This is a genomic window from Nonomuraea harbinensis (genome assembly GCF_019396385.1).
Taxonomy (GTDB): Bacteria; Actinomycetota; Actinomycetes; order Streptosporangiales; family Streptosporangiaceae; genus Nonomuraea; species Nonomuraea ferruginea.
In genome coordinates, this window is record NZ_JAHKRN010000038.1 from 70,682 (window position 1) to 93,120 (window position 22,439).

Annotated in this window: 20 protein-coding genes and 3 tRNA genes; 12 read left to right on the plus strand and 11 right to left on the minus strand. The window is 72.8% G+C overall.

The genetic code is table 11. From position 1 onward, the window contains the following. Window positions 1–128: 128 nt before the first annotated feature. Window positions 129–692 carry a hypothetical protein gene (locus KME79_RS31485; RefSeq protein WP_219548271.1) on the minus strand — a complete coding sequence of 188 codons (564 nt, stop codon included), beginning with the start codon at window positions 690–692 and terminating at the stop codon, window positions 129–131. 51 nt (window positions 693–743) lie between these two features. Beyond that, the gene (gene dusB / locus KME79_RS31490; RefSeq protein WP_308249116.1) at window positions 744–1,853 is read right to left on the minus strand and encodes a tRNA dihydrouridine synthase DusB; all 1,110 of its coding nucleotides are present in this window, start codon (window positions 1,851–1,853) and stop codon (window positions 744–746) included. Window positions 1,854–1,942: 89 nt separating this feature from the next. On the opposite strand from dusB, the gene KME79_RS31495 reads away from it, so the two are divergent. From KME79_RS31495 to KME79_RS31510, 4 genes are all read left to right on the plus strand, one after another. Next, window positions 1,943–2,014 (plus strand) — tRNA-Gly (locus KME79_RS31495). Window positions 2,015–2,028: 14 nt separating this feature from the next. Further along, a tRNA-Cys gene (locus tag KME79_RS31500) sits at window positions 2,029–2,099 on the plus strand. Window positions 2,100–2,103: 4 nt separating this feature from the next. Continuing rightward, window positions 2,104–2,178: transfer RNA gene (locus KME79_RS31505), tRNA-Val, on the plus strand. A gap of 173 nt (window positions 2,179–2,351) precedes the next feature. After that, window positions 2,352–5,105 carry a heparinase II/III family protein gene (locus tag KME79_RS31510; RefSeq protein ID WP_219548275.1) on the plus strand — a complete coding sequence of 918 codons (2,754 nt, stop codon included), beginning with the start codon at window positions 2,352–2,354 and terminating at the stop codon, window positions 5,103–5,105. An 82-nt stretch (window positions 5,106–5,187) separates the two neighbouring features. Here the strand turns inward: KME79_RS31510 and KME79_RS31515 are convergent, their stop codons facing one another. Continuing rightward, entirely contained in the window at window positions 5,188–5,817 is a 630-nt protein-coding gene (locus KME79_RS31515) for an alpha-ketoglutarate-dependent dioxygenase AlkB (RefSeq protein ID WP_148030713.1), read from the minus strand. A 138-nt stretch (window positions 5,818–5,955) separates the two neighbouring features. Between KME79_RS31515 and KME79_RS31520 the strand changes: the two genes are divergently transcribed. Both KME79_RS31520 and KME79_RS31525 read left to right on the plus strand, forming a co-directional pair. After that, window positions 5,956–6,714, plus strand: coding sequence for a VOC family protein (locus tag KME79_RS31520; RefSeq protein ID WP_219548277.1), 759 nt, complete (start codon window positions 5,956–5,958; stop codon window positions 6,712–6,714). Window positions 6,715–6,738: 24 nt separating this feature from the next. After that, window positions 6,739–7,998, plus strand: a complete 1,260-nt coding sequence (locus KME79_RS31525) for an MFS transporter (RefSeq protein ID WP_308249117.1) — start codon at window positions 6,739–6,741, stop codon at window positions 7,996–7,998. Here the strand turns inward: KME79_RS31525 and KME79_RS31530 are convergent, their stop codons facing one another. From KME79_RS31530 to KME79_RS31550, 5 genes are read right to left on the minus strand one after another with little or no spacing between them, the layout of a single operon-like run. Next, on the minus strand, window positions 7,999–8,532 hold the full coding sequence (locus KME79_RS31530; protein WP_219548279.1) for a CGNR zinc finger domain-containing protein: 534 nt from the start codon (window positions 8,530–8,532) through the stop codon (window positions 7,999–8,001). It abuts the gene before it with no gap. A gap of 18 nt (window positions 8,533–8,550) precedes the next feature. After that, window positions 8,551–9,486, minus strand: a complete 936-nt coding sequence (locus KME79_RS31535; protein ID WP_219548281.1) for a WD40 repeat domain-containing protein — start codon at window positions 9,484–9,486, stop codon at window positions 8,551–8,553. Window position 9,487: 1 nt separating this feature from the next. Next, on the minus strand, window positions 9,488–10,477 hold the full coding sequence (locus tag KME79_RS31540) for a WD40 repeat domain-containing protein (protein ID WP_219548283.1): 990 nt from the start codon (window positions 10,475–10,477) through the stop codon (window positions 9,488–9,490). 46 nt (window positions 10,478–10,523) lie between these two features. Then, window positions 10,524–10,892, minus strand: a complete 369-nt coding sequence (locus tag KME79_RS31545; protein ID WP_219548285.1) for a DUF2203 domain-containing protein — start codon at window positions 10,890–10,892, stop codon at window positions 10,524–10,526. An 11-nt stretch (window positions 10,893–10,903) separates the two neighbouring features. Next, window positions 10,904–11,584: a GntR family transcriptional regulator gene (locus tag KME79_RS31550; RefSeq protein ID WP_308249118.1), complete on the minus strand. Its 681-nt coding sequence runs from the start codon at window positions 11,582–11,584 to the stop codon at window positions 10,904–10,906. A 91-nt stretch (window positions 11,585–11,675) separates the two neighbouring features. Between KME79_RS31550 and KME79_RS31555 the strand changes: the two genes are divergently transcribed. Both KME79_RS31555 and KME79_RS31560 read left to right on the plus strand, forming a co-directional pair. Continuing rightward, window positions 11,676–12,977, plus strand: a complete 1,302-nt coding sequence (locus tag KME79_RS31555; RefSeq protein WP_219548289.1) for an MFS transporter — start codon at window positions 11,676–11,678, stop codon at window positions 12,975–12,977. Between the two features lie 75 nt (window positions 12,978–13,052). Beyond that, window positions 13,053–13,985, plus strand: coding sequence for an SPFH domain-containing protein (locus KME79_RS31560; RefSeq protein WP_219548291.1), 933 nt, complete (start codon window positions 13,053–13,055; stop codon window positions 13,983–13,985). Here the strand turns inward: KME79_RS31560 and KME79_RS31565 are convergent. Then, window positions 13,982–15,277 carry an MFS transporter gene (locus KME79_RS31565; RefSeq protein ID WP_219548293.1) on the minus strand — a complete coding sequence of 432 codons (1,296 nt, stop codon included), beginning with the start codon at window positions 15,275–15,277 and terminating at the stop codon, window positions 13,982–13,984. The genes KME79_RS31560 and KME79_RS31565 overlap by 4 nt on opposite strands. 200 nt (window positions 15,278–15,477) lie before the next feature. Here KME79_RS31565 and KME79_RS31570 point away from each other — a divergent pair, with 200 nt between their 5' ends. Together KME79_RS31570 and KME79_RS31575 are read left to right on the plus strand one after the other, a co-directional pair. Next, the gene (locus KME79_RS31570) at window positions 15,478–16,245 is read left to right on the plus strand and encodes a sirohydrochlorin chelatase (RefSeq protein ID WP_148030703.1); all 768 of its coding nucleotides are present in this window, start codon (window positions 15,478–15,480) and stop codon (window positions 16,243–16,245) included. A gap of 43 nt (window positions 16,246–16,288) precedes the next feature. Continuing rightward, complete coding sequence (locus KME79_RS31575) at window positions 16,289–16,837, plus strand: GNAT family N-acetyltransferase (protein WP_219548295.1); 549 nt, start codon at window positions 16,289–16,291, stop codon at window positions 16,835–16,837. A gap of 1 nt (window position 16,838) precedes the next feature. On the opposite strand, the gene KME79_RS31580 is transcribed toward KME79_RS31575, so the two are convergent. Beyond that, window positions 16,839–17,978, minus strand: coding sequence for an epoxide hydrolase family protein (locus KME79_RS31580; protein WP_219548297.1), 1,140 nt, complete (start codon window positions 17,976–17,978; stop codon window positions 16,839–16,841). A gap of 44 nt (window positions 17,979–18,022) precedes the next feature. Here KME79_RS31580 and KME79_RS31585 point away from each other — a divergent pair, with 44 nt between their 5' ends. Both KME79_RS31585 and KME79_RS31590 read left to right on the plus strand, forming a co-directional pair. Continuing rightward, window positions 18,023–18,976 (plus strand): helix-turn-helix transcriptional regulator, encoded by a 954-nt coding sequence (locus tag KME79_RS31585; RefSeq protein ID WP_219548299.1) that lies wholly within the window; start codon window positions 18,023–18,025, stop codon window positions 18,974–18,976. A 72-nt stretch (window positions 18,977–19,048) separates the two neighbouring features. Continuing rightward, entirely contained in the window at window positions 19,049–19,489 is a 441-nt protein-coding gene (locus KME79_RS31590) for a hypothetical protein (RefSeq protein ID WP_219548301.1), read from the plus strand. Between the two features lie 26 nt (window positions 19,490–19,515). Here KME79_RS31590 and KME79_RS31595 read toward each other — a convergent pair. After that, a partial coding sequence (locus KME79_RS31595; RefSeq protein WP_219548303.1) for a CHAT domain-containing protein occupies window positions 19,516–22,439 on the minus strand: 2,924 nt, incomplete at its 5' end.

A 22,439-nucleotide genomic window follows, 5' to 3' on the forward strand; every position in this document is an offset into this window, starting at 1 on the left:
GCCGTGTGCCGGAATGGACTGGCAAGGGCATTCCGGCACACGCCTGTTAATTCATAATCGCTTCACGATGTTCGGCGTCTCGTCATGACAATGTCCCAAGATCGTGACATTTCGGCCTTCCGGGCCTCTCAGCAGGCGGCAATCCTGCAGATCTTGCCCAGCATCTTCTTGCTGTCCTTGATCTGCATCTTGAAGTCCGAGGTGGCGGGCTTGCTCCACTCCCCCGCGACTGTGTAGATCACCAGCGCGTTCGCGCGCCGCGTCACGATGCCGCGCTCGCCGCCGATGGCCACCCGCCTGCCGCTGTAGGCCTGGCCGGTGACGGCGATCGACTCGTCGCCGAGCTTCACCCGCTTGCCCGTGAACCGGTAGCTCTTGGTGCCGCAGGCGGAGACCGCGGAACGGATGTCCCGCATCGCCTTCTTGGCCCCGGCCTTCGAGGTGTAGAGGATCACCTGCTCGGACTTCGAGTAGTCGGGCACGGCCGTGTAGATGAGGGTCTTGGCGGCCTTCCGGCCGGACCGGGCGAGCGTCGCCCTGTCACACGGGTTGACGACGAGCCGCGCGGCGGTCCGCCCGCTCACCGCCCAGCTGTGCTCGGGGTTGTCATCCTTCTTGGCGGCGGCCTTCTCGTACAGCATGAAACCGTCGGGAATGGCGACCGCTGCGGCTAACAGGAGTATGGAGATCATGGTCCCCGATGGTACGAGCCGCCGATGCAGGGATTCTTGCAGCCCGCTTGCTCAGCCGCCGGAGACGTCGGACTCGGCGTCCTCGGGGACGACGGTGTCCCAGGCGTCGTCGAGCCAGCCTTCAGGCAGGTGGACCTTGGTCCGCTCGCCGGACTTGCCGCGCGGCGTGTCGGTGTGCGGCGGCCACGGCTGGTCAGGGTCCAGCTCGGCCAGCCCTTCGCGCAGTTCGTCGAGCGAGTCCGCCGTCGTCACCCGCCGCCGCGCCTCGGCGCCCACGGTGAAGCCCTTGAGATACCAGCCGATGTGCTTGCGGAAGTCGGCGATGGCGTAGCGCTCGGTGTCGAACGCCTCGACCATCATCGTGGCGTGCCGGGCCATCGTCCGCGCCACTTCGCCGAGCGACGGCCTGGCCCGCTCGGCGCTGCCGTCGAACGCGCTCCGCAGATCCCTGAACAGCCACGGCCTGCCGAGGCAGCCGCGGCCCACGACCACGCCGTCGCATCCCGTACGGGCGACCATCCGCAGCGCGTCGTCGGCGGACCAGATGTCGCCGTTGCCCAGCACCGGGATGTCGGGCACCGCCTCCTTGAGCCGGGCGATGGCGTCCCAGTCGGCCGTCCCGCCGTAGTGCTGGAGCGCGGTGCGCGCGTGCAGCGCCACCGCCGCGACGCCCTCCTCGGCCGCGATGCGGCCGGCGTCGAGGTAGGTGAGGTGGTCGTCGTCGATGCCCGTCCGCATCTTCATGGTGACGGGCAGCGGTCCCGCGTTCGCCACCGCCGCACGCAGGATCCGCCGCAGCAGGTTGCGCTTGTACGGGAGCGCGGAGCCGCCGCCACGCCTGGTGACCTTGGGTACGGGGCAGCCGAAGTTGAGGTCGACGTGGTCGGCCAGGTCTTCCTCGGCGACCATCTTGACCGCCCGGCCCACCGTCACCGGGTCGACCCCGTACAGCTGGAGGCTCCTGGGCCGCTCCGGCTCGGCGAAGCGGATCATCTTCATGGTCTTGGCGTTCCGCTCCACCAGGGCGCGGGAGGTGATCATCTCGCACACGAACAGCCCGCCGCCCTGCTCGCGGCAGAGCACCCGGAACGGCGCGTTCGTGATGCCCGCCATCGGCGCCAGCACCACCGGCGGCCACACCTCGATCGGCCCAATCTTCACCCATGCAGTTGTAGCGCAGGTCCGGCGGGAAGCGGTATTCGCACGGGTGAGGCGGGGCGGCGGGAAATTCGCTAGAGTAGTCGGGCAACGCGGAAGTGGCTCAGTGGTAGAGCATCACCTTGCCAAGGTGAGGGTCGCGGGTTCGAATCCCGTCTTCCGCTCGGACAGGTTGCCCGGTGGAGTGGCCGAGAGGCGAGGCAGCGGCCTGCAAAGCCGTGCACGCGGGTTCAAATCCCGTCTCCACCTCGACGGACGATTAGCTCAGCGGGAGAGCGCTTCCCTGACACGGAAGAGGTCACTGGTTCAATCCCAGTATCGTCCACCACCTCCACGAAGCCCCCGGACCGCCCGGGGGCTTCCGCATGTACGGACCATGGTCAAGTCCGCGAGGCCCGGGGTGTTCCGAGGGCCGGGGAACGTCGGCATACCGGCGACATACCGGGCGCTCGTACTCTTGCGCGGGTGCGTTTTCACAGGTGCTGGACCAGAACCGCTGCCGTGTTGCTCCTCGGCGCTCCCCTGCTCGTGACGGTTTCCCCCGCCGAGGCGAGACCCCTGTCGGACAGGAGTTTCTTCGGCGAGTGGAAGAACGGCGCCTGGGTCGTGGGGTCGCGGTTGTCGTACACAGAGCCGGGACTGACGGCCATGCAGAACGCGGTCAAGGCCGGCGACCATGTAATGGCCAAACGGCGGTTGCTCGAATATTTCCGGACCCGTCCGCCGATCTCGGCCGGGACCTTCTCCCACCCCGACTGGCCGGGAGCCGTGGAACTGACCGCGGACCACATCTGGACGCTCGCCGGCGGCGAGGTCTACATCGACACGCTGACGGTCGGCCCCGCCGAGACCACGGTCACCACCGACGTGACGAGCAGCGTCACCGGCGGCCGGAGCGGCTTCTTCCTGATGAGCCGGTACAAGGACGCGGTCGTCGCGAACTTCCACAGCAGGAGCAAGGGAGAGGGCAAGCCCACCCTCCGGCTGACCTTCACCGACGGCTCGGCGAAGACCCTGCTGCCGACCGACGACACCCACATCTGGGCGGGCCACCCGGGCAACGTCTACGGCGACAAGTACCTGCTGCGGGTCGCCGACCAGGGCAAGGGTCCGTTCACGGCCGCGACGAGCAAGGCCTACTTGCAGTTCGACCTCGACGGGCTGCCCAAGGTGAAGAAGGCCGAGCTGACGCTGACCGGCAAGGCGGACGCCAGGAAACAGGTCATGCTGTTCGGCAACGGCGAATCCTTCGACGAGGACACCCGTACCTGGAACAACACCGTGCAGTACACCTACTCCTGGCAGGGCGACCCCGACGGTTTCGACTGGAAGCAGCCGGCCGGCGCCGACAAGGAGTACTACGTCCAGCTCCCCCGCTTCTTCTTCGCGGGGCCGCTGGCCGCCGCCTACCAGCGCACCGGCGACGAGAAGCACGCCCGCGCCCTCATCGGCATCATGACCGACTTCATCAGGGACGCCGACGCCTACGACTCCGACGAGGGCGCCGGCTCGTACCCGAACAGCCTCTCCGTGGCGCGCCGCATCCAGAACTGGATCCCCGCGTACGAGATCCTGCGCAAGAGCCCGTCGCTGACCCCCGAGGCCAACGCCGAGATCCTCAAGGCGTTCAACAGGGCGGGCCTGCATCTGCAGGAGAGCACCCAGGGCGCGCCGAACTGGAAGCAGACCCAGAAGGTCGTGCTGCTGCACCTCGCGGTCTACTTCCCCGAGTTCCGCGTGGCGGGCAAGTGGCGCGCCGACGCTCTCGGCTTCCTGGAGGGGCAGCTCGACGACTCGACCTACCCCGACGGCGGCTACTGGGAGGCGACGGACGGGTACGCCCGCGGCTACGCCTCCCAGTACGTGGACATCGCCCTGTTCATGCGTCAGCACGGGATGGAGTTCAGCTCCGCCACCAAGGCCAAGCTACGCAAGCTGGCCCGTTTCCTGATGGATCAGACCTTCCCCAGCGGCTACAACGCCATGTACGGCGACAGCGACACGAAGGACATGCGCTCGACGCTGAGAAGGCTGGGCGAACTGCTGGGCGACCAGGAGCTGATCTACGTCGGCACCTCGGGCGGCTCGGGGCGAAAGCCCGCGCACACCTCGTCGCTGTATCCCGACACCCGGGTGGCGGTCAGCAGGTCCGGCTGGCACGCCCAGGACTCGTACCTGCGGCTGAACATCGACCGGGGCAACCACAGTCACCCGGACGAGCTGGCGGTCACCGTCTACGCCCACGGCAGGCCGCTGCTGCCCGACATGGGGACGTTCACCTACAGCCAGGACCCGCGGGCGGAATGGCTGAGGAAGAGCACGGAAGCGCACAACACCATCGAGATCGACAACAAGGCGCAGGATTCGAAGGCTCCGGGGGCGATCACGCACATGGTCACCAACCCGGTCTTCGACCGGATCGGAGCCCACAGCGAAGCCTCCGCCGGGGCGCTCCACGAACGGTCCATCCTGGCCCTGCACTCAGGCCTGTGGCTGGTCTCCGACCGGTTGAAGCCCAAGAGCGGCGGAGCGCACCGCTACGAGCAGAACTGGCACTTCGCCTCGGACGCCGAGCCCTCGCTGCGGTCCGGTTCGAAGGCGGCGGCCACGGCCTTCGGCACGGGTGCGAACATCACCGTCGTGCCCGCCGACCCGGGCCAGGTCAGCGCCTCGCTGCGGGCCGGTTACCACGCTCCGTACATGTACCAGGTGCAGGACGCCGAGTACGCGTCGTACGTCAAGACAGTCACGGGCGGAGCCACCTTCGACACCCTCCTGCTGCCCTCCACGGGAGCGGCGGACCCGTCGGTCACCGTGGAACGCCTCCCCGTCAGCGGCGCCACGCCGTTCGAGGCGACCGCGCTGAACCTGAACCTGGGCGCGCGCGGCGAGGGGGTGTACTACAAGTCCTGGAACAGGCAGGCGTCCCGGTCGTTCGGGCCGTACGCCTACGACGGGACGATGTTCTACACCGAGACCGGCGCCGCGGGTCAGACGGTCGTGATGGTGCGCGGCACGTCGATCGAGTGTGACGGCGCCACCCTGGTCAAGTCGCCCGTCGAGGTGCCGGACCTGGCCGTGCGCGTCGGGACCGACGGCACCGTCCGTATCGACGGCACCGGCCTGACCGCGAGCACCGACCGGGCGCGCGCCATCGCGATCGCCGCGCCGGGGGCCACGAAGGTGGTCCTCAACGGCACGCAGGTGCCCTTCACCCGCGACGGCGCACTCATCTACGCGGCGGCCGTCGCGTGACGACGGGTTCGGCCGGGCATGCCCTCATGGCGGGCGAGTGGGCCGCGGCCGCGCGGCTCACGCGGGCCGGCGACCCGGGCCGTCAGCGGACGCCGCGGGGGCGGAACTGGATGCTGATGCGCGGGCCCGCCGGGCGGGTGGTCTTGGGGACGGCGTGTTCCCACGTGCGCTGGCAGCTGCCGCCCATCACGATGAGGTCGCCGTGACCCAGGTCGTAGCGGAGTGACGAGCCGCCGCCGCGCGGGCGGAGCAGCAGGGGGCGCGCGTAGCCCACGGACAGGATCGCCACCATGGTGTCGTGGGCGGCACCGCGACCGATGGTGTCGCCGTGCCAGGCCACGCTGTCGCGGCCGTCGCGGTAGTAGCACAGGCCGGCCGTGGCGAACGGCTCGCCCAGCTCCTCGCGGTAGTGCTCGTCGAGGACGCGCCTGGCGTCGGCGAGCACCGGGTGCGGCAGCGTCTCGCCCTCGTCGTAGAACTTCAGCAGCCGCGGCACGTCGACGACGCGGTCGTACATCTTGCGCCGCTCGGCCCGCCACGGCACCGACTCCGCCAGCCGCTCGAACAGCTCGTCGGCTCCCGACAGCCAGCCCGGCCGCACGTCGACCCAGGCGCCCCGGTCGAGAGGGACGCGGCGGACCGTCGAGCCGAGCGGCCCCACGGCGAGTTCCTCGTTCAGGCTCAGCAGAGATGCTTGGTAAACAGCCGCCATACCACCGAGTGTAGGTGATCGTTCAAACATGTTTTCGACTGTGCCGGATCCCGCGGGCGGGGCATGAAGGACGAGAAGAATCGCGTGGCGTCGTCCCGGGCCGCAGCGGGGCCGCCACATCCGATCGAGGAGCACGTCATGCTCACCACCGAGTTCCTGCCGGGCAGCCCGTGCTGGGTCGACGTCGGCAGCCCCGACATCGAGTCGACCGCCGGCTTCTACAGCGACCTGTTCGGCTGGCGGTTCCAGCCGGCGATGGAGGGATACGGCTTCTGGCAGGCCGACGGCAAGACGGTCGCCGCGGCCGGGTCGGTGATGGAGGAAGGGGCCGCCGCGTCCTGGATGGTGTACTTCCAGACGCCTGACTGCGACGCCACCGCCAAGGCGGTCGAGCTGGCCGGCGGGCTGGTCCGCGCCCAGCCGTTCGACATCGAGGGGCAGGGGCGGATGGCGCAGTTCACCGATCCCGCGGGGGCGGAGTTCGCGGCCTGGCAGCCGGGTGGCACGCGAGGTCTCGACGTGGTGACCGATCCGGGGTCGTTCGCCTGGGCCGAGCTGTTCGTGCCCGACACCGACGGCATCCGCGGCTTCTACCGGTCGGTGTTCGGCTGGCGGTTCGACGACGTCGACATGGGAGATCTGACCTACCCGGTGGCCTCGCCGGCCGAGGGCGGCGCCGACTCGTCGATGGCGGGGCTGGTGGGGCTGCCGCCGGGTGACCGGGCCCACTGGGTGCCGTTCTTCGAGGTGCCCGACTGCGACGGGGTGGTGGCCAGGTGCCAGGAGCTCGGCGGCACGGTGCGCACGCCGGTGGACGACGTGCCGGGGGTGGGGCGGATCGCGTACCTGTCCGATCCGCACGGGGCGCGGTTCGCGGTGATCACCAGCACGGCCTGAGCGCGCCGGTGTAACGTCTTCGGGGTGTTGACACGTTACATGCTCGGCGCCCTCGCCTCCCGTACCGGCGACGAGATGTCCGGGCCCGCGCTGCTGGTCGCCGGGCTGGCCGTGACCGGGTCGCCGGTGCTGGCGTCGTCGCTGCTGGCAGGGCTGACCGTGTCGGCGGCGGCCGGGGGGCCGCTGCTGGGCGTGGTGCTCGACCGTACCCGCAGGCCGGGGCGGGTGCTCGGGTGGTGCCTGGTGGGTTACGGCGCGGGGCTGCTCGTGGTGCTGGCCGGGCTGGGGCGGCTGCCGGACGCGGCGCTGATCGGGGTGGCCGTGCTGACGGGGTTGCTGGGGCCCTCGCTGAACGGCGGGTGGACGGCGCAGCTGCCGTTGGTCGTCGGGGCCGGGCGGCTGCCGCGGGCGAACGCGCTGGACGCGATGAGCTACAACGTGGCCGCGCTGGCCGGGCCTGCGCTGGTGGGGGTGATCGCGACCGTCGCCGGAGGAGAGGCGGCCGTCGTGGCCGGCGTGGTGCTGCTGGTGGCGGCCCTGCCCGCGGCCCGGGTGCTGCCGGCGCGGGAGGAGAGGCCTGGGAAGCCGGGGGCGGTCCGGGAGGAGCTCGCGGCCGGGTTCCGCGCCATCGCGGGGAACCGGGCGCTGCGGCGGGCGACCGTGACGTCCATGGTGTCGATGGCGGGTACGGCCATGCTGATCGTGGCCGCGCCGCTGCTGGGCCTGCGGCTCGCGGGCGACGCCGGGTACGGGGCGCTCCTGCTGGCGGTGACGGCGGGAGCGGCCCTGGCGGCCAACGCCGTGATCGCGCGGGCGGGGGCCCTCCGGACGGGGCGACAAAGCAGTGCCGGGGTCGCGCGGGCGGAGCTGCGGTGGGACTCGGCGATGGTCGTGTCCACTCTGCTGATCGGGGTGGGGACGTTGGTGGCGGCGGTGGCGGGGTCGTTCGCGGTGGCGGTCTTGGCCGCCGTGGTGGTGGGCGTGGGTGAGGGGCCGCAGCTCACGGCGCTGTTCGCGGTGCGGCATCGGGAGGCGCCTGAACGGGTGCGCGGCCAGGTGTTCACGACCGGGGCCAGCTTGAAGATCACCTCGTTCGCGGCGGGTTCGGCGCTGGCGGGGCCGCTGGTGGCCTTGTCCCCGGGAGCCGCGCTGCTCGCGGGGGCGGGCGTCCAGCTTCTGGCCGTGGCGGCGTACGGTCTGCTCTCGCTCCCCCGGCCGGCCCTGGAAGGACCTACGCCGTACGGTCCTGACGAAGCCGCGGACGAAGAAGCACAGTCGGGGTGATCAGGCTGGGCGGGTGGAGCGGTAGGCGGCTACGCGTTCGCGGGTGGCGCAGCGTGGTGTGCAGTAGCGGCGGGGGCTGCCGCCGCCCGCGTGCAGGAAGGGGCGGCGGCAGGTCGCCGACGCGCACAAGCCGCCGGGGACGCGCTGGTGGTCGGCCAGGAGGACGGCGAAGGCCATCGCCGAGGACGCCTGGAACCATTCGCCCCAGGGCGCGTCGTCGTGGCTGTCGACGTGCACGTGCCAGCCGGTCGTGCCGTCGTGGCTGGTCAGGCGGGGCGGCCCGGCGGCGGTCGCCAGGAGGCCGTTGAGCAGGGCCGCCGCCGCGCCGGGGCCGGGGGCGGCGAGGACCTGGACGAGCCGCCCTGCCGCCTCCCGCATCGCCCGCACGTCGGCCCCGGTGAGGTCGAGCGGCCCCCGCTCCCCGTGGGCGCGCAGCACCCGGGCCACCGACTCCGCTGTCGCGTCCTCGTACAGCAGGACCGTGCACAGGTCGACGGCCCTGGCCGCGATCGCCTTGGCCGAGTGATCCTCCACGTTCCCGAGCGTAGAGGGTCAGCCGCCGCAGGCGGCGACCACGAGCGAGTCCTTCAGCACCGTGTAGCGGTCCCTGAGCCTGACCGCGCCGGTCTCGGTGTCGATCTGGACGACGTTCATCCGGCCGGCCTGGGTGGTGAGGTGGAGCGTGACCTGCCGGTCGCCGGTCCAGTCGATGGCGTTGAGGTCGCCCTTGGGCAGCTTGACCGGGACCCGGCCGAGCACCTGGTCGGTCTCGACGTCGTACAGCACGAGCTGGGACTTGCCGGCGACGAACGCGGCGGCGGTGCGCCCGTCGGCGGCCAGGGCGAGCGGCATGTTGGCGGAGACGAGCTGCGGCGGGGTGGCGCGGGAGACGAGCTCGCCGGTGTCGGCGCGGACCACGACGTCCGTCACGGACTCGTCGGCGTCGACGGTGGTGAGGACCTCGCCGCCGTCGCCGCTGAAGTCCACCAGGGTCTCGCCGCGCGGGAGCGTGCCGAGGCGGGCGCCGTCGGAGGTGTCGAAGATCCGCACCTGGCCGGTGCCGATCGTGACGGCGAGCCGGCCGCCGTCGTCGGACAGGACGAGCCCGACCTCGTACTGCGGCACCCGGGGCACCGCGCCGGCCGGCAGCAGGGTGACGCCGCCGCCGAGGGTGCGGACGGCGAGGCGGTGGGAGTTCTTCGCGAAGTACGCGACCTTCGTGCCGTCGCCGCTGACCGCGACGGGCGCGGGGAGGTACTTGTAGGGCTTGCCGTCGGCCTTGAGCGCGACGGTCTGCGCGTCGGCCAGGACGCGCTGCTCGCCGCTGTGCATGACCAGCCGCCACGGGCCGCAGGGCAGCCGGCCGTCGTCGCCCCTGTCGCAGCCCTTGATGGAGGCGTAGCGGACGGCGTCGTGGTGCGGCGCGGCCTGGGCGGGCGCGGTCAGGGGCACCGCCAGCAGGGCGGCGGTAAGCAGGATGACCTTCATGTCACTCTCCCGCGACGGTGTAGAAGTAGGGGTCCTTGCCGGTCGTGTAGCGCTCGGCCTGCTTGACGGCGCCGGTCGCGGGGTCGGCGGTGAGCACCCGGACCACCGCCGTGCCGCCCTTCCCTCTCCCGGGCACGGCGACCGTGAGCTTGCCGCCCTCGCCCCACCGGGCGGTGAACGGGGTGTCGCCGGGGGCGAGCGCGAGGTCCACGCCCTCGGTCAGCTTGCCGGTCGCCAGGTCGTACAGGCGCAGCCTGGGCGGTTTGCCGCGTTCGGGGTGGCCGGAGACGACGACCGCGACGGTCCGCCCGTCGCGGGCCAGCGCCTTGACCGGCGCGTTGGCCACGACCTGCGGCGGCGTGCGCCTGACGGAGGTGCCGTCGGGCTCGTGCACGACGAGCGCGGTGGTGTTGTCGGCGGTGACGCGCTCGGTGAGCACCCGGTCGCCGCCGGGGCTGAAGCCGATCGGGGTGTCTCCCCCGCGCAGCTCGGCGGTCCGGCGGGTGGCGAGGGTGTAGAGCTTGGTGGGCACGCGCTCGGCCTGGTCGAGGTAGTCGACCAGCACCCGGTCGCCGGCGGGCGACAGGGTGAGCGAGACCAGGTCGGTGCCGGCGCCCTTGGGCAGCAGCGACCTGGGCAGCAGGGTGCGGCGGCCGCTGGGCAGGTGCCACACGACCAGGCGGTGGTCGCCGGACCGCTGGTGGGCGACGGACCGGCCGTCGGCGCTGACGGCGAGCGGGGCGGCCTCGCCGGTGCTCCTGCCGCGCCGGTCGACGCTGACCCCGGCGACGGCGGAGCTGGTGGTCACGCCGCCGCCGGGGGCGAGCAGCCGCCAGGTGGGACACGGGACCGTGATGCCGGATCTCTCCGTACAGGTGGGGATCCACGCCAGGCCCACCTGAGCGGGCCTGGCGTGCGCGGCGGGCGCCCAGGCGACCCCGCCGAGGACCGCGGACGCCAGGAGGGCGGCGGTCGCCGAGCAGATTCTCATGCTCACTTGGACAACCGGCGGGCCGCACCCGCGGATCACGGATGCGTCACGTTCGGGGCAACGGCCGGCGGCCGGGGAAGCCGAGCTCCGAGCGGTGGTACCAGCCGAGCTCCGGCTCGCCCTCGATCCAGCACAGCCGTACGGACGCGCCGTCGAGCACGGCGGGGAAGTCGAGCAGCACGGGCGCGATGCCCTTCACCTCCAGGCCCAGGCCCGCCCAGCGGGACAGGATCTCCTGCATGCCCGCCTCGATGCCCTTGATCTCGGGCAGCCCGCCGAGCGGGGAGACGCCGCCGGTGTCGCGGTCGTAGGTGATCTCGGCGAGGTCGGCGCGGGCGGCGATGAGCTCGCGGGCCTCGGCGAGGATCCGCGGCATCAGCGAGCGCGCCTCGGCGACGGAGAAGAGCCTGTCCATAGCCGGGAACGTTAGCGGTTCGGCTCGTAGGCGCGGAGCAGGAGCTGCTCGGCGTGGTCGAGATAGCCGTCGAGGTAGGCGGCGGCGCGGCCGGGCTCGCCGGCCTCGATGAGCTTGAGCAGCTCGCGGTTGCGGTCGAGGAACGGCTCGTGGAAGTCGCGCGGGTTCTCCATCACGTGGAAGACCAGGCGCAGCTCGGCCAGGAGCTGGCGCATCGCCTCGTCGAGCCTGGGGCTCTGGTTGAGGGTGACGAGGGCCTGGTGGTAACGGATGTTGGCGGTGCCGACGGCCCGCCAGTCGCCGGCCTCGGCGGCCCGCTCGGCGTCGGTCATCGCCTCGCTGATCTGCGCCAGCGCCTGCGGCGTCGGGGGGCGGCGGACGGCCGCGCCTTCGAGCACCCGGCGCACGCGGTAGAGGTCGGAGACGTCCTCGGCCGACAGCACGCGGACGAACACGCCCCTGTTGAGCCGGTGGTCGAGCAGCCGTTCGTGGCTGAGCAGCCGGAACGCCTCGCGCAGCGTGTTGCGCGAGACGCCGAGGGCCTCGCAGATCGACTCCTCCGACAGGCGCTGGCCGGGCATGAAGAGGCCTTCGATGATCCGGTCGCGCAGGATGTCGGCGACCCGCTCGGCGGTGCTGCTGCGCCCGAGGCGGGATCGGTCTTGTGCGAGGCCGGCTACTGCGTCGTCCACAGGCAACAGGAAATCATCGAACAAACCTCTTGTCGAATCGTTCAACGATCCTTACGTTGAAACGGTGACCCTCTGAACGAAGGAGCGATCGATGTCCGGCTCCACCCCCCAATCCCGGCGGGTGATCCTCGCCAGCCTGATCGGCACATCGCTGGAGTGGTACGACTTCTTCCTGTACACGACGGCCGCCACGCTGGTCTTCGGCAAGCTGTTCTTCCCTACCTTCGACCCGCTGAACGCGACCCTGCTGGCCCTGACCACGAACGCGGTGGCGTTCGTCGCCCGGCCGCTGGGCGGGATCGTGTTCGGCCACTTCGGCGACCGCACCGGGCGCAAGACGGTCCTGGTCGTGACGCTGCTCGTGATGGGCGTCTCGACGTTCCTCATCGGCGTGCTGCCCGGATACGACACGCTGGGCGTGCTGGCTCCTGTCTTGCTCGCCACGCTCCGGTTCGTGCAGGGGCTGGGGCTCGGCGGCGAGTGGGGCGGCGCCGTGATCATGTCGCTGGAGCACGGCGACCCGCGCCGCCGCGGATTCAACGCGAGCTGGCCCCAGGTCGGCGTCCCGGCGGGATACGTGCTGGCCACCGGCCTGCTCGCGATCCTGTCGTTCACGCTCCCCGACGCCGCGTTCATGTCGTGGGGCTGGCGGGTGCCGTTCCTGCTGTCGGGGCTGCTGGTCCTCGTCGGCCTGTGGGTGCGCCTGAAGATCACCGAGTCGCCGCTGTTCGCCGAGGTCGAGCAGAAGGGCGCCAAGGCGCGGATGCCGCTGCTGGAGGTGCTGCGCACGCACCCGCGCGCGCTGCTGTCGGCCTTCACCGCCCGGATCGGCGTGGACGTCGCCTTCTACACCTTCACCGCGTACATCCTGGTCTACCTGACCGGCCCGCTGGGCCTGGATCGGCAGGTGGGGCTGAACGCGGTGCTGATCGCCTCGGCGCTGCAGCTCGGGCTGATCCCGCTGTTCGGCTCGCTGTCGGACCGGTACGGGAGGCGCCCCGTGTACTTCGCCGGCGTCGTGGGCGCCGCGGTCTGGGTGTTCGCGTTCTTCCCGCTGCTGGAGACCCGGTCCACGTTCCTGATCATCGTGGCCGCCGTGGTCGCGCTCGTCACCCACGCGGCGATGTACGGTCCGCAGGCGGCGTTCATCGCCGAGCTGTTCAGCACCCGGCTGCGCTACAGCGGAGCCTCCATGGGCTACCAGGTGGCCGGCATCGCGGGCGGCGCGCTCGCCCCGGTCATCGCGATCAAGCTCGTCGACTCGTTCGGCACCACGCTCGCGGTGTCGGTGTACGTGGTGATCGCGCTGGCGATCACCGCCCTGGGGCTGGCCATCGCGCCGGAGACGCGGGACCTGGACCTGGCCGCCGAGCCGATGCCGCAGCGCACCTGAGACCACCCCTCCTGTAGTTGCCGCGAGAGCCGCGGGCGGCGGCTGCCACCGCCGCCCGCGGGGGGAAGGACGACCATGCGAACCGCCCTGCTCGTGATCGCCGCGCTGATCTGCGTGCCGACGCTCGTCGGACTCGTCGGGGGCCTGGAGAGGACCGACGCCGGCGAGGTGGCCGTGGTCCGCGACGGCGGCTGGTTCGACGACAACCAGGTGCGCGCGGTCATCGCGCCGGGCTCCGGCCTGACCTGGGCCGGTCTGTGGTCGTCGGTGCACCCGTACCCGGCGCAGCAGCGCTTCTACACGATCACCGCGGACGCGAAGCGCGCGACCACGCTGGGCGTGGACGTGGTGACGGTGCCCAGCGGCGACGGCGTGAACCTGGGCGTCGAGGGCACCCTGTACTTCACGCTCAACCTGGACCCGGCGACGCTCAAGACCTTCGACGACAAGTACGGCACCCGTACCTTCCGCGGCCAGGACGACTCCTTCCTGTACGCGTGGGAGGGCGACGAGGGGTGGACCGCGTTCTTCGGCCAGGCGGTCCGGCCGGTGATCGACAACGCGCTCCGCACCGAGGTGGGCGCCCGGCGCTGCGCCGAGCTGGTGCCGTCGTGCGCACTGCTGGAGAGCTCGGCGCTGAAGCCGCGCGACAGCAACACGAACATCAGGGCAGTGCAGGACGGGGTGAACGCCGCGCTCGCCCGCGACCTGCCGCGCACGCTCGGCGGCGCGTTCTTCACCGGCATGACCTTCTCGCTGTCGCGGATCACGCTCCCGGCCGAGGTGCAGAAGTCGGTGGACCGCTCGCTGGCGGCCGGCGCCGCCGTCTCAGAGGCGCAGGCGAAGGTGGCGCAGGCCGAGGCGGAGGCCAGGGCCAACCAGGCCAGGCAGGACGGCTACGACAAGTGCCCCGCCTGCGCCGAGATCGACAAGCTGAAGTCACTCCCCCAGGGGATCACCGTCTACGCCCCGGGGAACCAGGACGCGGTCGTCGTGCCCACCCGCTAGGCCCGGGGCTCGCCCGGAACAGGGGCACGGGTGAGCCACGGGCCCTTGAAGGCGGCCAGGGTCAGCAGGAACAGCACCTGGCCGCCCAGCCCGACCATCAGCCACGTCTCCCAGCCGGCCGCGGCGACGACCTGCGGCGAGACCACCAGCATCGCCACGATCATGACGCGGACGACCATCCCCCACAGCCCGAGCGCGGAGCCCTGCAGACGGGCGTCCACGTCCTCGGCGTTCTCGGAGAAGTTGGCCATCCACGGCACGTACGCGATGCCCAGGGCCAGGAACAGCAGCGCGTACACGACCACCACGTGGGTGGCCGAGGCGCCGGCGCCGACCATGCCGATGAAATAGGCCAGCGCGGCGATGGTCAGCACGGTGCCCGCGGCGGTGAACGGCTTGCGCAGCCGCAGCCGGTCGGAGATCCGGCCGACCGCGATGACGGCCAGCGCGTTGAGCACGATGCCGAGCGCGACCACGCCGTTGGCGGCCGCCGCGGCCATGCCGAACGCGGTGACCAGGATCGTCTGACCGAAGATGGCGAAGGTCCAGTAGAGCACCTGCCAGCCGGTGTTGCCGAGCACGTGCGCCCACAGGTGCGGGTGCCGGAACAGCTCTCTCAGCTTGCCCGGGTCGATCTTCTCCTCGGCGCTCACCTCCGCCTCGGCGTCCATGACCTGGGCCCGCAGCGCGGCGGACGGCTCGGCGATCTGCCAGATGATGATCGCGCAGAGGGTGAGCGAGACGACGCCCATGAGGATGGCCTGCGACTGCCAGGCGTTGCCGAACAGCGGCAGCGTCAGGCTCGCCAGCGCGGAGGCCAGGAACGAGGCGCCGACCGGGCCCCAGGTCCAGAACGCGAACGCCTGCGCCCGTCCCATCCGGGGCGAGAAGTCGCGCACCAGCGAGGCGGTGATGGTGATGCCCGCGCCCTCGATGAACAGCATCAGGCAGCGGACCGCGAGCAGCCCGCTCACCGAGTCGACGGTGGCGAGCAGGAAGTTGCAGGCGGCGGTGACGGTGAGCGTGGGCACCAGGATGGCGACCCGGCCCCACCGGTCCGACAGGATGCCGCCGAACCCGGCGGACACCCCGCCCACCAGCACCGAGAGCGCCGCGATGAGCCCGTACTCCTCCAGCGACATGCCGAGGTCGGTCATCAGCAGCGGCAGGATGGTGGCGATCGTGGTCTCGAAGTTGGCCACCAGGCTGGCGAGCACCGCGATGGCGAGCAGGCGGACGCGGCGGGCGCCGACGGGATAGACGCTGAGCTCGCGGACGTAGAACGGCTTCATCCCCAACCTCCGGGGCACGAGCGGGACAAAGGGTCGCTCTAGAACGCGTTTCTAGTAGATCCACAGTTTGCTGGTGAACGCGCGCAAGTCAACGCCCACGAGCGTCACGATGTGATCTCGGTCACCATTTCGCACGTTGTAACGCAATCGCCGCCGATTCCCAGAACCTGATCGACCGTTTACGCATAAACTGCGCGCCTGTGAGCCTCCCTGTACGTGAACGTTCCCCCCGCCCGGGCGGCGGCCGGCACCGGCGGCCGGTCCCCACGTCCCTCCCGCCGGACGCGCCCGTACTCGTGCTCGCCGCGCCCGGCAGCGCCACCGGCGTGGCGGCGGACATCGCCGCCGTGGTGCGCGTCGACAACCCCCAGATCGAGGTACGGCTCACCACCGTGGACGAGCTGGCCCCGGCGCTGCCGGAGGGCCGGGACGCGATCGTGGTGCCCCTGCTCACCTGGGACGATCCGGCCGTCCTCGGCCAGATCGGCCGGGCCGTCGCCGACAGCGGCTCGGGCGCCGTCGTGACGGGCGCGCTCGGCCCGCACCCGCTGCTGGCCGAGGCGCTCCACATCAAGCTGGCCGAACGCGGCCTGGCCAGGGCCGACCGGGTGCGCCTGCTCAACGTCCACAGCCCGGTCGACGCGGTCATCCTCGGCACGACCGGTGGCGAGCAGGCCGTGCACGCGGCACAGGCGACCGCGGTGCTGCTGGCCTCCCGGCTGACGCTCCCGGTGGTGGCCGCCTCGCTTGACAGCGAGCCCGGAGTCGCCGTGGCCGCGGACCGGCTGCGTGCGGCCGGCGCCCAGCGGCTGGCGCTCTCGCCGTGTGTGATCGGCCACGAGGCCCCGGCTGACCTGGGGCGACGCGCGGCGGAGGCGATCGGCGCCGGCCACGCGGAGCCGATCGGCGCGCACAGCATGATCGCCGAACTTGTCGCCCGCGCTTACGGCAGTCAACTGGCCACTTGACAAGGGCTTGTAGAGATCACTCAAGTAGCGTTACCGTCGGCCCATGTGCGAGGTCGTGTGCAAAGGCGAGCGTTTGTGGCTTCGTGAGGTCACCGAGTCGGATGCCGCGCCACTGCACGCGATCTACGGAGATCCGGCGGCCACCCAGCACATGCCGTTCCCGCCCCGCACGGTCGGGCAGGTGGCCGAGGTCGTGCGGGAGGCGGTGGCTGCCGCCGCGGAGAAGCCGCGCCGCCTGTACGCGCTGGCCGTGCTCGACGCCCACGACCGGAGCGTGATCGGCGTCGCGCGGCTGCACATCGACGCCGAACGCCCGCACTGCGCCGAGATCGGCCTCGGCCTGCGCCCCGACCACTGGGGCCGGGGCATGGGCACCGACCTGGTGCGGCTGCTGCTGACCTTCGGCTTCAAGCAGCTCGGCCTGCACCGCATCTGGGGCGCGCGGGCCCCCGCCAACCTGCCCGCCCAGCTGGCCATGCTGACGGCGGGCATGGTCGAGGAGGGTCGCCTGCGTCACCACGTGGCCGCCCCCGACGGCTGGCGCGACTCGGTGATCCACGCCGCGATCGAGGACGAGTGGCGCGGCCGCTGACTCAGCGGACCAGCCCGAAGAACGCCCGGACGTCCCCCACCAGCAGGTCGGGCGCCTCCATCGCGGCGAAGTGCCCGCCGCGGTCGAACTCCGACCAGTGCACGATCTTGTGCTCGCGCTCGGCGACGCGGCGGACCCCGGGGTCGCCGGGGAAGACGGCCACCCCGTGCGGGAGCGCCGACGGCTCCTGCCCGCGGCCCCAGGACGCGGCGCTCTCCTTGTACAGCCGGGCCGAGGAGCCCGCGGTCCCGGTGAGCCAGTAGATGCTGATGTTGGTGAGGAGCTGGTCGCGGTCCACCGCGTCCTCGGGCAGCTCGCGGGCCGGGTCGGTCCACTCCTTGAACTTCTCGGCGATCCAGGCGAGCTGCCCTGCCGGGGAGTCGTGCAGGCCGTACGCGAGCGTCTGCGGCCGGGTGGACTGGATCATCGCGTAGCCGGAGCCGTCCTGGTCGCCGTAGACGGCCAGACGGGCCCGCTCGGCCTCGGTCAGGCCCTCCAGCTCGGCCGGATCCCCGCTCGGGAAGCCGAGCCCGCCGTTGACGTGCACCCCGACGACCCGTTCCGGGTCGAGCCTGCCGACCATCGGGGAGATGACGGCGCCGGTGTCGCCGCCGTGCGCGCCGTACCGCCCGTAGCCGAGCCGGCGCATCAGCTCCTTCCACGCCGCGGCGACCCTGGCCATGTCCCAGCCGCGCTCGCGGGTGGGCCCGGAGAAGCCGAAGCCGGGGAGGGACGGGGCGACGACGTGGAAGGCGTCGGCCGGGTCGCCGCCGTGCGCGCGGGGGTCGGTGAGCGGGCCGACGACCTTCATGAACTCGGCCACCGACCCCGGCCAGCCGTGCGTGACCAGCAGGGGCAGCGCGTCCGGCTCGGGTGAGCGCACGTGCAGGAAGTGCACGTTCTGCCCGTCGATCTCGGTGGTGAACTGCGGGAAGGCGTTGAGCGCCGCCTCGTGCGCGCGCCAGTCGTAGCCGGTGCGCCAGTACTCGGCGAGTGCTCGCGCGTACGGGACAGGCACCCCGTACGACCAGCCGGCGCCGTCCAGCTCGTCGGGCCAGCGGGTACGGGCGAGGCGCTCGCGCAGGTCGTCCAGGTCGGCCTGCGGGACGTCGATGCGGAAGGGCCTGATGTCGTTGTCCATGACGCCCACGCTAGGAGCCGGTTAGGACAGGTACGGTCCTAGGTGTGCTGGAGACCTCGGCTCGACTGCTGAAACTGCTGTCCCTGCTGCAGACGCGGCGCGACTGGCCCGGCGCGGAGCTGGCCGGGCGGCTCGGCGTCTCGGCCCGTACGGTACGCCGCGACGTGGAGCGGCTGCGGGAGCTGGGCTACCAGGTGCACGCGTCGGCCGGGGTGCCCGGTTACCGGCTCGGCGCGGGCAGCGACCTGCCGCCGCTGCTGCTCGACGACGAGGAGGCGGTGGCGGTGGCCGTCGGGCTGCGCACGGCCGCGCAGGGCGGCGTGGCGGGCATCGAGGAGACCTCGGTGCGGGCGCTGGCCAAGCTGGAGCGGGTGCTGCCGTCGCGGCTGCGCCACCGGGTGAACGCGCTGCAGTCGATGACCGTGCCGCTGACCGGCGGCGCGCCCGCGGTCGAGGCGGGCACGCTGTCGGCCATCGCGGCCGCCTGCCGCGACCACGAGGGCCTGCGCTTCGACTACCGGGCGGGGGACGGGACGGTCACGGAGCGGCTGGTGGAGCCGCACCGGCTGGTGGTGTCAGGACGGCGCTGGTATCTGGTGGCGTTCGATCCCGGGCGGGACGACTGGCGGGTGTTCCGGGTCGACCGGCTGCGGCTGCGCACGCCGAACGGGCCGCGGTTCGCGCCTCGGGAGCCGCCTGCCGACGACCTGGCGGCCTACGCCTCACACCGGATCTCCAGCGCGCCGTACCGTTACCGGTGCCGGGTCATCGTGCACGCGCCGGCGGAGGCGGTCGTGGCGCGCATGCCGCCGTCGGTGGCCGCCGTGGAGCCGCTCGACGGGGGCGGTTGCCTGCTGACCAGCGGCTCCAACTCGCTGGACGAGCTGGCGTTCTGGCTGGTGTCGCTGGGGATGGCCTTCGAAGTGCGCGAGCCGCCCGAGCTGGCGGCGCACCTGCGGGTGCTGGCGCGCAGGCTGGCCGACGCGGCGGGCGGCTGAGACGCCGGGTGTCGGCGCGGGGAATTGTCGGTGGCGGGCCCTACCATGAGCCTCCTCACGGAGGGATGGCCCATGCTCGACTCGCTGATCGTGCCCCTGTTCGTCACCACCGACCTGCCGCCCCGGGCCGAGCTGGCGGAGTTCGGCGAGCTGGTCGCCGGCGCGGCGCGGACGCTCGGCTACGACGCCTTCCTGTCGGGCAAGGTGTTCTGGCTCGACCGCCCGGTGCTGCCCGGGCAGCGGCCCGCCGCCGAGACCGAGTCGCGCTTCGCCGGCATGCTGGGCCACCTGGCGGTCTCGGGAGACGCGCATCCGGTCCGTGAGGTGGTGGCCGACCTGCGCACGGCGATCGGCGCGGCCGTCTCGGTCCGCTACGGCGACGCCGGCGCGCCGCCCGCCGTGTTCGCCATCCGCGACCGCGACGTCCGCGAGCGCACCCCCGAGACGGCGCTCCACGTCGACACCCGCGACGCCCCGGCCGAGCTGGTGACGGTCGCGCGGCCTTACCTCTGACGGCCCGGCCTGCTTGTCGTGGCCCTTCAGGCGGCCAGTCCTATCAGGGTGTAGGGGGCCCACAGGTCCGGGCGCGACGACCCGTACAGCTCGCGTGACTCCAGCATCGCCGCCCTGAGCGCCCTGCCCGGGCCGGCGGCGGCCAGCCGGGCGTGGAAGGACGGCAGCAGCTCCCGCGCCACCTCCGGGTGCGCCGGCCACTGCGGCAGCAGCGCGGCGGCGGCGCCCGCGCGCAGCAGGGCGTGCCCGAGCGCTGTCACGCCCGCGCCGCCGGGTGTCGGCTCGCAGCCGCTCACGGCGACGAGCCGGGCCTCGATGCTCAGGTCCATGAGCGCGCGGGCGTTCAGCAGCCCGCCGGGAAGGCGGATCCCCGAGCCGTACGGGTCGGCGCCGTCGTAGCAGGCCGGGCAGGCCAGGTGCACGGTGTCCCAGACGCCTTCCAGATCGCGGGCGGCCGCGGTGACCGGCGGGCTGCCCAGCACCGCGGCGACGGCGGCCGCGTCCTCGCCCTGGCCCGCCACCAGCGTCCGGCCGCCGTGACCGGCGCGGCGCAGCGCCTGCCGGGCCAGCGCGGCCGCCGACGGCGCGTACGCCACGGCGTAGCGGTCGAGCAGCAGCCGCCCGCCCGGGGCGAGCGCGTGCAGCGGCAGCCCGTGCAGGTCGCCGTGCGGCAGCAGATACAGCACGTCCAGATCGTCGCCCAGCGCCTCGATCGCCTCGCCGAGCAGCAGGTCGGCGACCACCCGCCACAGCTCGGCCCGCCTCCGCCCGCCGTCGCCGGCCCTCGCCGTCGCGGCGAACTCGGCCAGCAGCTCCGGCCCTGCCGAGGTGGCGAACGCGCGCGGCCTCGCCCATCCCGCGCGGTGCGCCACCACGCTGACGAGCGCCTCGCCGGTGTGGAACGCGACGACGCCGCTTCCTTCCGGCAGCAGGTCCAGGAGCCGGCCGGGGTCGACGCCGATGGACCGCGCGACGTTCTCCTCCAGCCCGAGCAGCGTCTCCTTGGCCCGTTCCGCATGCGCCCAGGCCCTGGCCCCGCGCCCCAGACGGACGGCCAGCCCCACCGCCCTGGAACGGAGCCGCTCGGCCGCCGCCGAACCCGTGTCGTCCAGCTCACCGGCCCGCTCGGCGTCCGCCAGTGCGGCCGCCAGCTCACCCAGCTCCTCTCCCGCCGCCGCCCTGGTCGCATACGCGGCGGCCAGCTCCGCCCGATGCGCGCCACCGAACCCCGGCACGCGCCCCCCGCCGTCGTCCCCTTCCGACCACAACACCCCACCCACAGCCGCCCCCGGCCCACCCAGACGGCCCTCACCCACGGCAACCGGCCCTTGGGGCTCAGCTGCAACCACGTCCGACCGCCCCGCGCCCTCGACGGGCGGATTCTGCACCTCACCATCCGGCTGCCCCGCGCCCTCGATAACCGGCCCGGAGCTCTGCGGCTCATCTCCGGCCGGTTCCCGCTGGTGTAGGCCGCCGAACAGCTCCGCCCGCTGGGCGCCGCCGACATCAGGATCCGCCCGCTGGGCGCCGCCGACACCAGGGTCCGGCGGCTGTCCGCCGGCGGCGGCAGTCGGTCGTTGGGTGCCGCCGCGGAACGGCGCCGGCGGCTGAACGTTCCCAGTAGCTGGCTGGGTGCCGGCTTCGAGGAGGTCGATGGCTGCTGAGGCGCGGGCGCGGGCGGCGGTGAACCGGCCGGCGCGCAGGTCCAGAGCGCCGAGTTCGGCCAGCGCCACGGCCTGGCCTTCGCCGAAGCCGATCCGCTGCGCCAGCGACAGCGCCTCGGCCAGGCGGTCGACGTCGCCCAGCCGGCCCAGCGCGATCAGGTCGCGCACCACGGCCCGCTGCCGTCCGCGCGCCCGGTCGATGTCCAGGGCCCGTTCGGCGAGCCGTGCCGCGCTGTCGCGTTCTCCTCTGGCCGCGTGTACGGGGGCCAGTTCCCCGCACACGGTGGCCACGGTCGCGTCGTCGCCGACGGCCTCCCCGAGCGCCAGCGCCTCCTGGTAGAGAGTTGCGGCCTCGTCCACGTCCCCCTGGCGGAAGCGCGTGCTCGCCCGTACGGCCAGCAGCGACGCCCGCATGCCGCGCCAGGCGGGGCCGGCGGCGAGCGCGAGCGCCTCGGCGAGCACCGCCCCGGCGTGCGACCAGCGCCGGTCCTCCGCCAGCGCCGCGCCGAGCTCCCCGAGCGCGGCCACCAGCCGCACCGGCATCGCCTGCCCGGACTCGCGCGCCAGCCGGACGGACTCCGCCAGGTGACCGATCGCCTCGGCCGTGCGCCCCAGCGCGAGCGCGGCGGCGCCACGCCCGCGCAGGTGCTCGCTCAGCAGGCCGTCACGCAGGTCGCACCCATGCTTCGCGTACTCGTACGCGGCCTCAGGATCGTCCGCCTCCAGCGCCAGCGCGCACAGTTTGGCCAGCAGCCCGGAGCGGCGGCGCGGGTCGGCGGCGGCGCCGGCCGCCTGCCGTGCCAGCGCGAGCGCCCCGGACAGATCGCCTGCCGCCTCGGCCTCCTCGATGCGCACCCGCTCGGCCAGCCGTTCGGCCAGCTCCGGGTCCGCGCCGCCGCGCCGCACCGCGGCCAGCGCCTGCGCCAGCGCCGCCCGTCCCCTCGCGACCTCCCCGGCCGCGAACTGCAGCTCGGCCAGCCGCACCAGCACGGCCGGGTCCGCTCCCCCGACCGGGATCACCTCGTACGGTGCGTCCCCCGTAGGCCCGGTCACCGCGCCACTGAGCCCCTCTTCCAGCGCCTTCCTCGCCCGGCGCAGGTCGCCCCGCTCCTCCAGCGCGAACCCGAGACGCAACGAGGCGAGCGCGGCCAGACCAGCGTGCCCGATCGCACGGAAGCCGTCGACGGCCAGCCCCAGATGCTCCACCACAGCCGCCGAGCCCTCTGCACGAGCAGCCCCCCAGCCACCCTCCCCCCGCTCCCCCAGCCCGCCCACCCCGGCGACCG

Excerpts from the sequence above, each read along its gene's own strand:
- KME79_RS31485 (WP_219548271.1), bottom strand. The coding sequence starts at position 692 with ATGATCTCCATACTCCTGTTAGCCGCAGCGGTCGCCATTCCCGACGGT.
- KME79_RS31515 (WP_148030713.1), bottom strand. The coding sequence starts at position 5,817 with ATGGCGGCTGTTTACCAAGCATCTCTGCTGAGCCTGAACGAGGAACTC.
- KME79_RS31520 (WP_219548277.1), top strand. The coding sequence starts at position 5,956 with ATGCTCACCACCGAGTTCCTGCCGGGCAGCCCGTGCTGGGTCGACGTC.
- KME79_RS31535 (WP_219548281.1), bottom strand. The coding sequence starts at position 9,486 with ATGAAGGTCATCCTGCTTACCGCCGCCCTGCTGGCGGTGCCCCTGACC.
- KME79_RS31540 (WP_219548283.1), bottom strand. The coding sequence starts at position 10,477 with ATGAGAATCTGCTCGGCGACCGCCGCCCTCCTGGCGTCCGCGGTCCTC.
- KME79_RS31545 (WP_219548285.1), bottom strand. The coding sequence starts at position 10,892 with ATGGACAGGCTCTTCTCCGTCGCCGAGGCGCGCTCGCTGATGCCGCGG.
- KME79_RS31555 (WP_219548289.1), top strand. The coding sequence starts at position 11,676 with ATGTCCGGCTCCACCCCCCAATCCCGGCGGGTGATCCTCGCCAGCCTG.
- KME79_RS31560 (WP_219548291.1), top strand. The coding sequence starts at position 13,053 with ATGCGAACCGCCCTGCTCGTGATCGCCGCGCTGATCTGCGTGCCGACG.
- KME79_RS31565 (WP_219548293.1), bottom strand. The coding sequence starts at position 15,277 with ATGAAGCCGTTCTACGTCCGCGAGCTCAGCGTCTATCCCGTCGGCGCC.
- KME79_RS31575 (WP_219548295.1), top strand. The coding sequence starts at position 16,289 with ATGTGCGAGGTCGTGTGCAAAGGCGAGCGTTTGTGGCTTCGTGAGGTC.
- KME79_RS31580 (WP_219548297.1), bottom strand. The coding sequence starts at position 17,978 with ATGGACAACGACATCAGGCCCTTCCGCATCGACGTCCCGCAGGCCGAC.
- KME79_RS31590 (WP_219548301.1), top strand. The coding sequence starts at position 19,049 with ATGCTCGACTCGCTGATCGTGCCCCTGTTCGTCACCACCGACCTGCCG.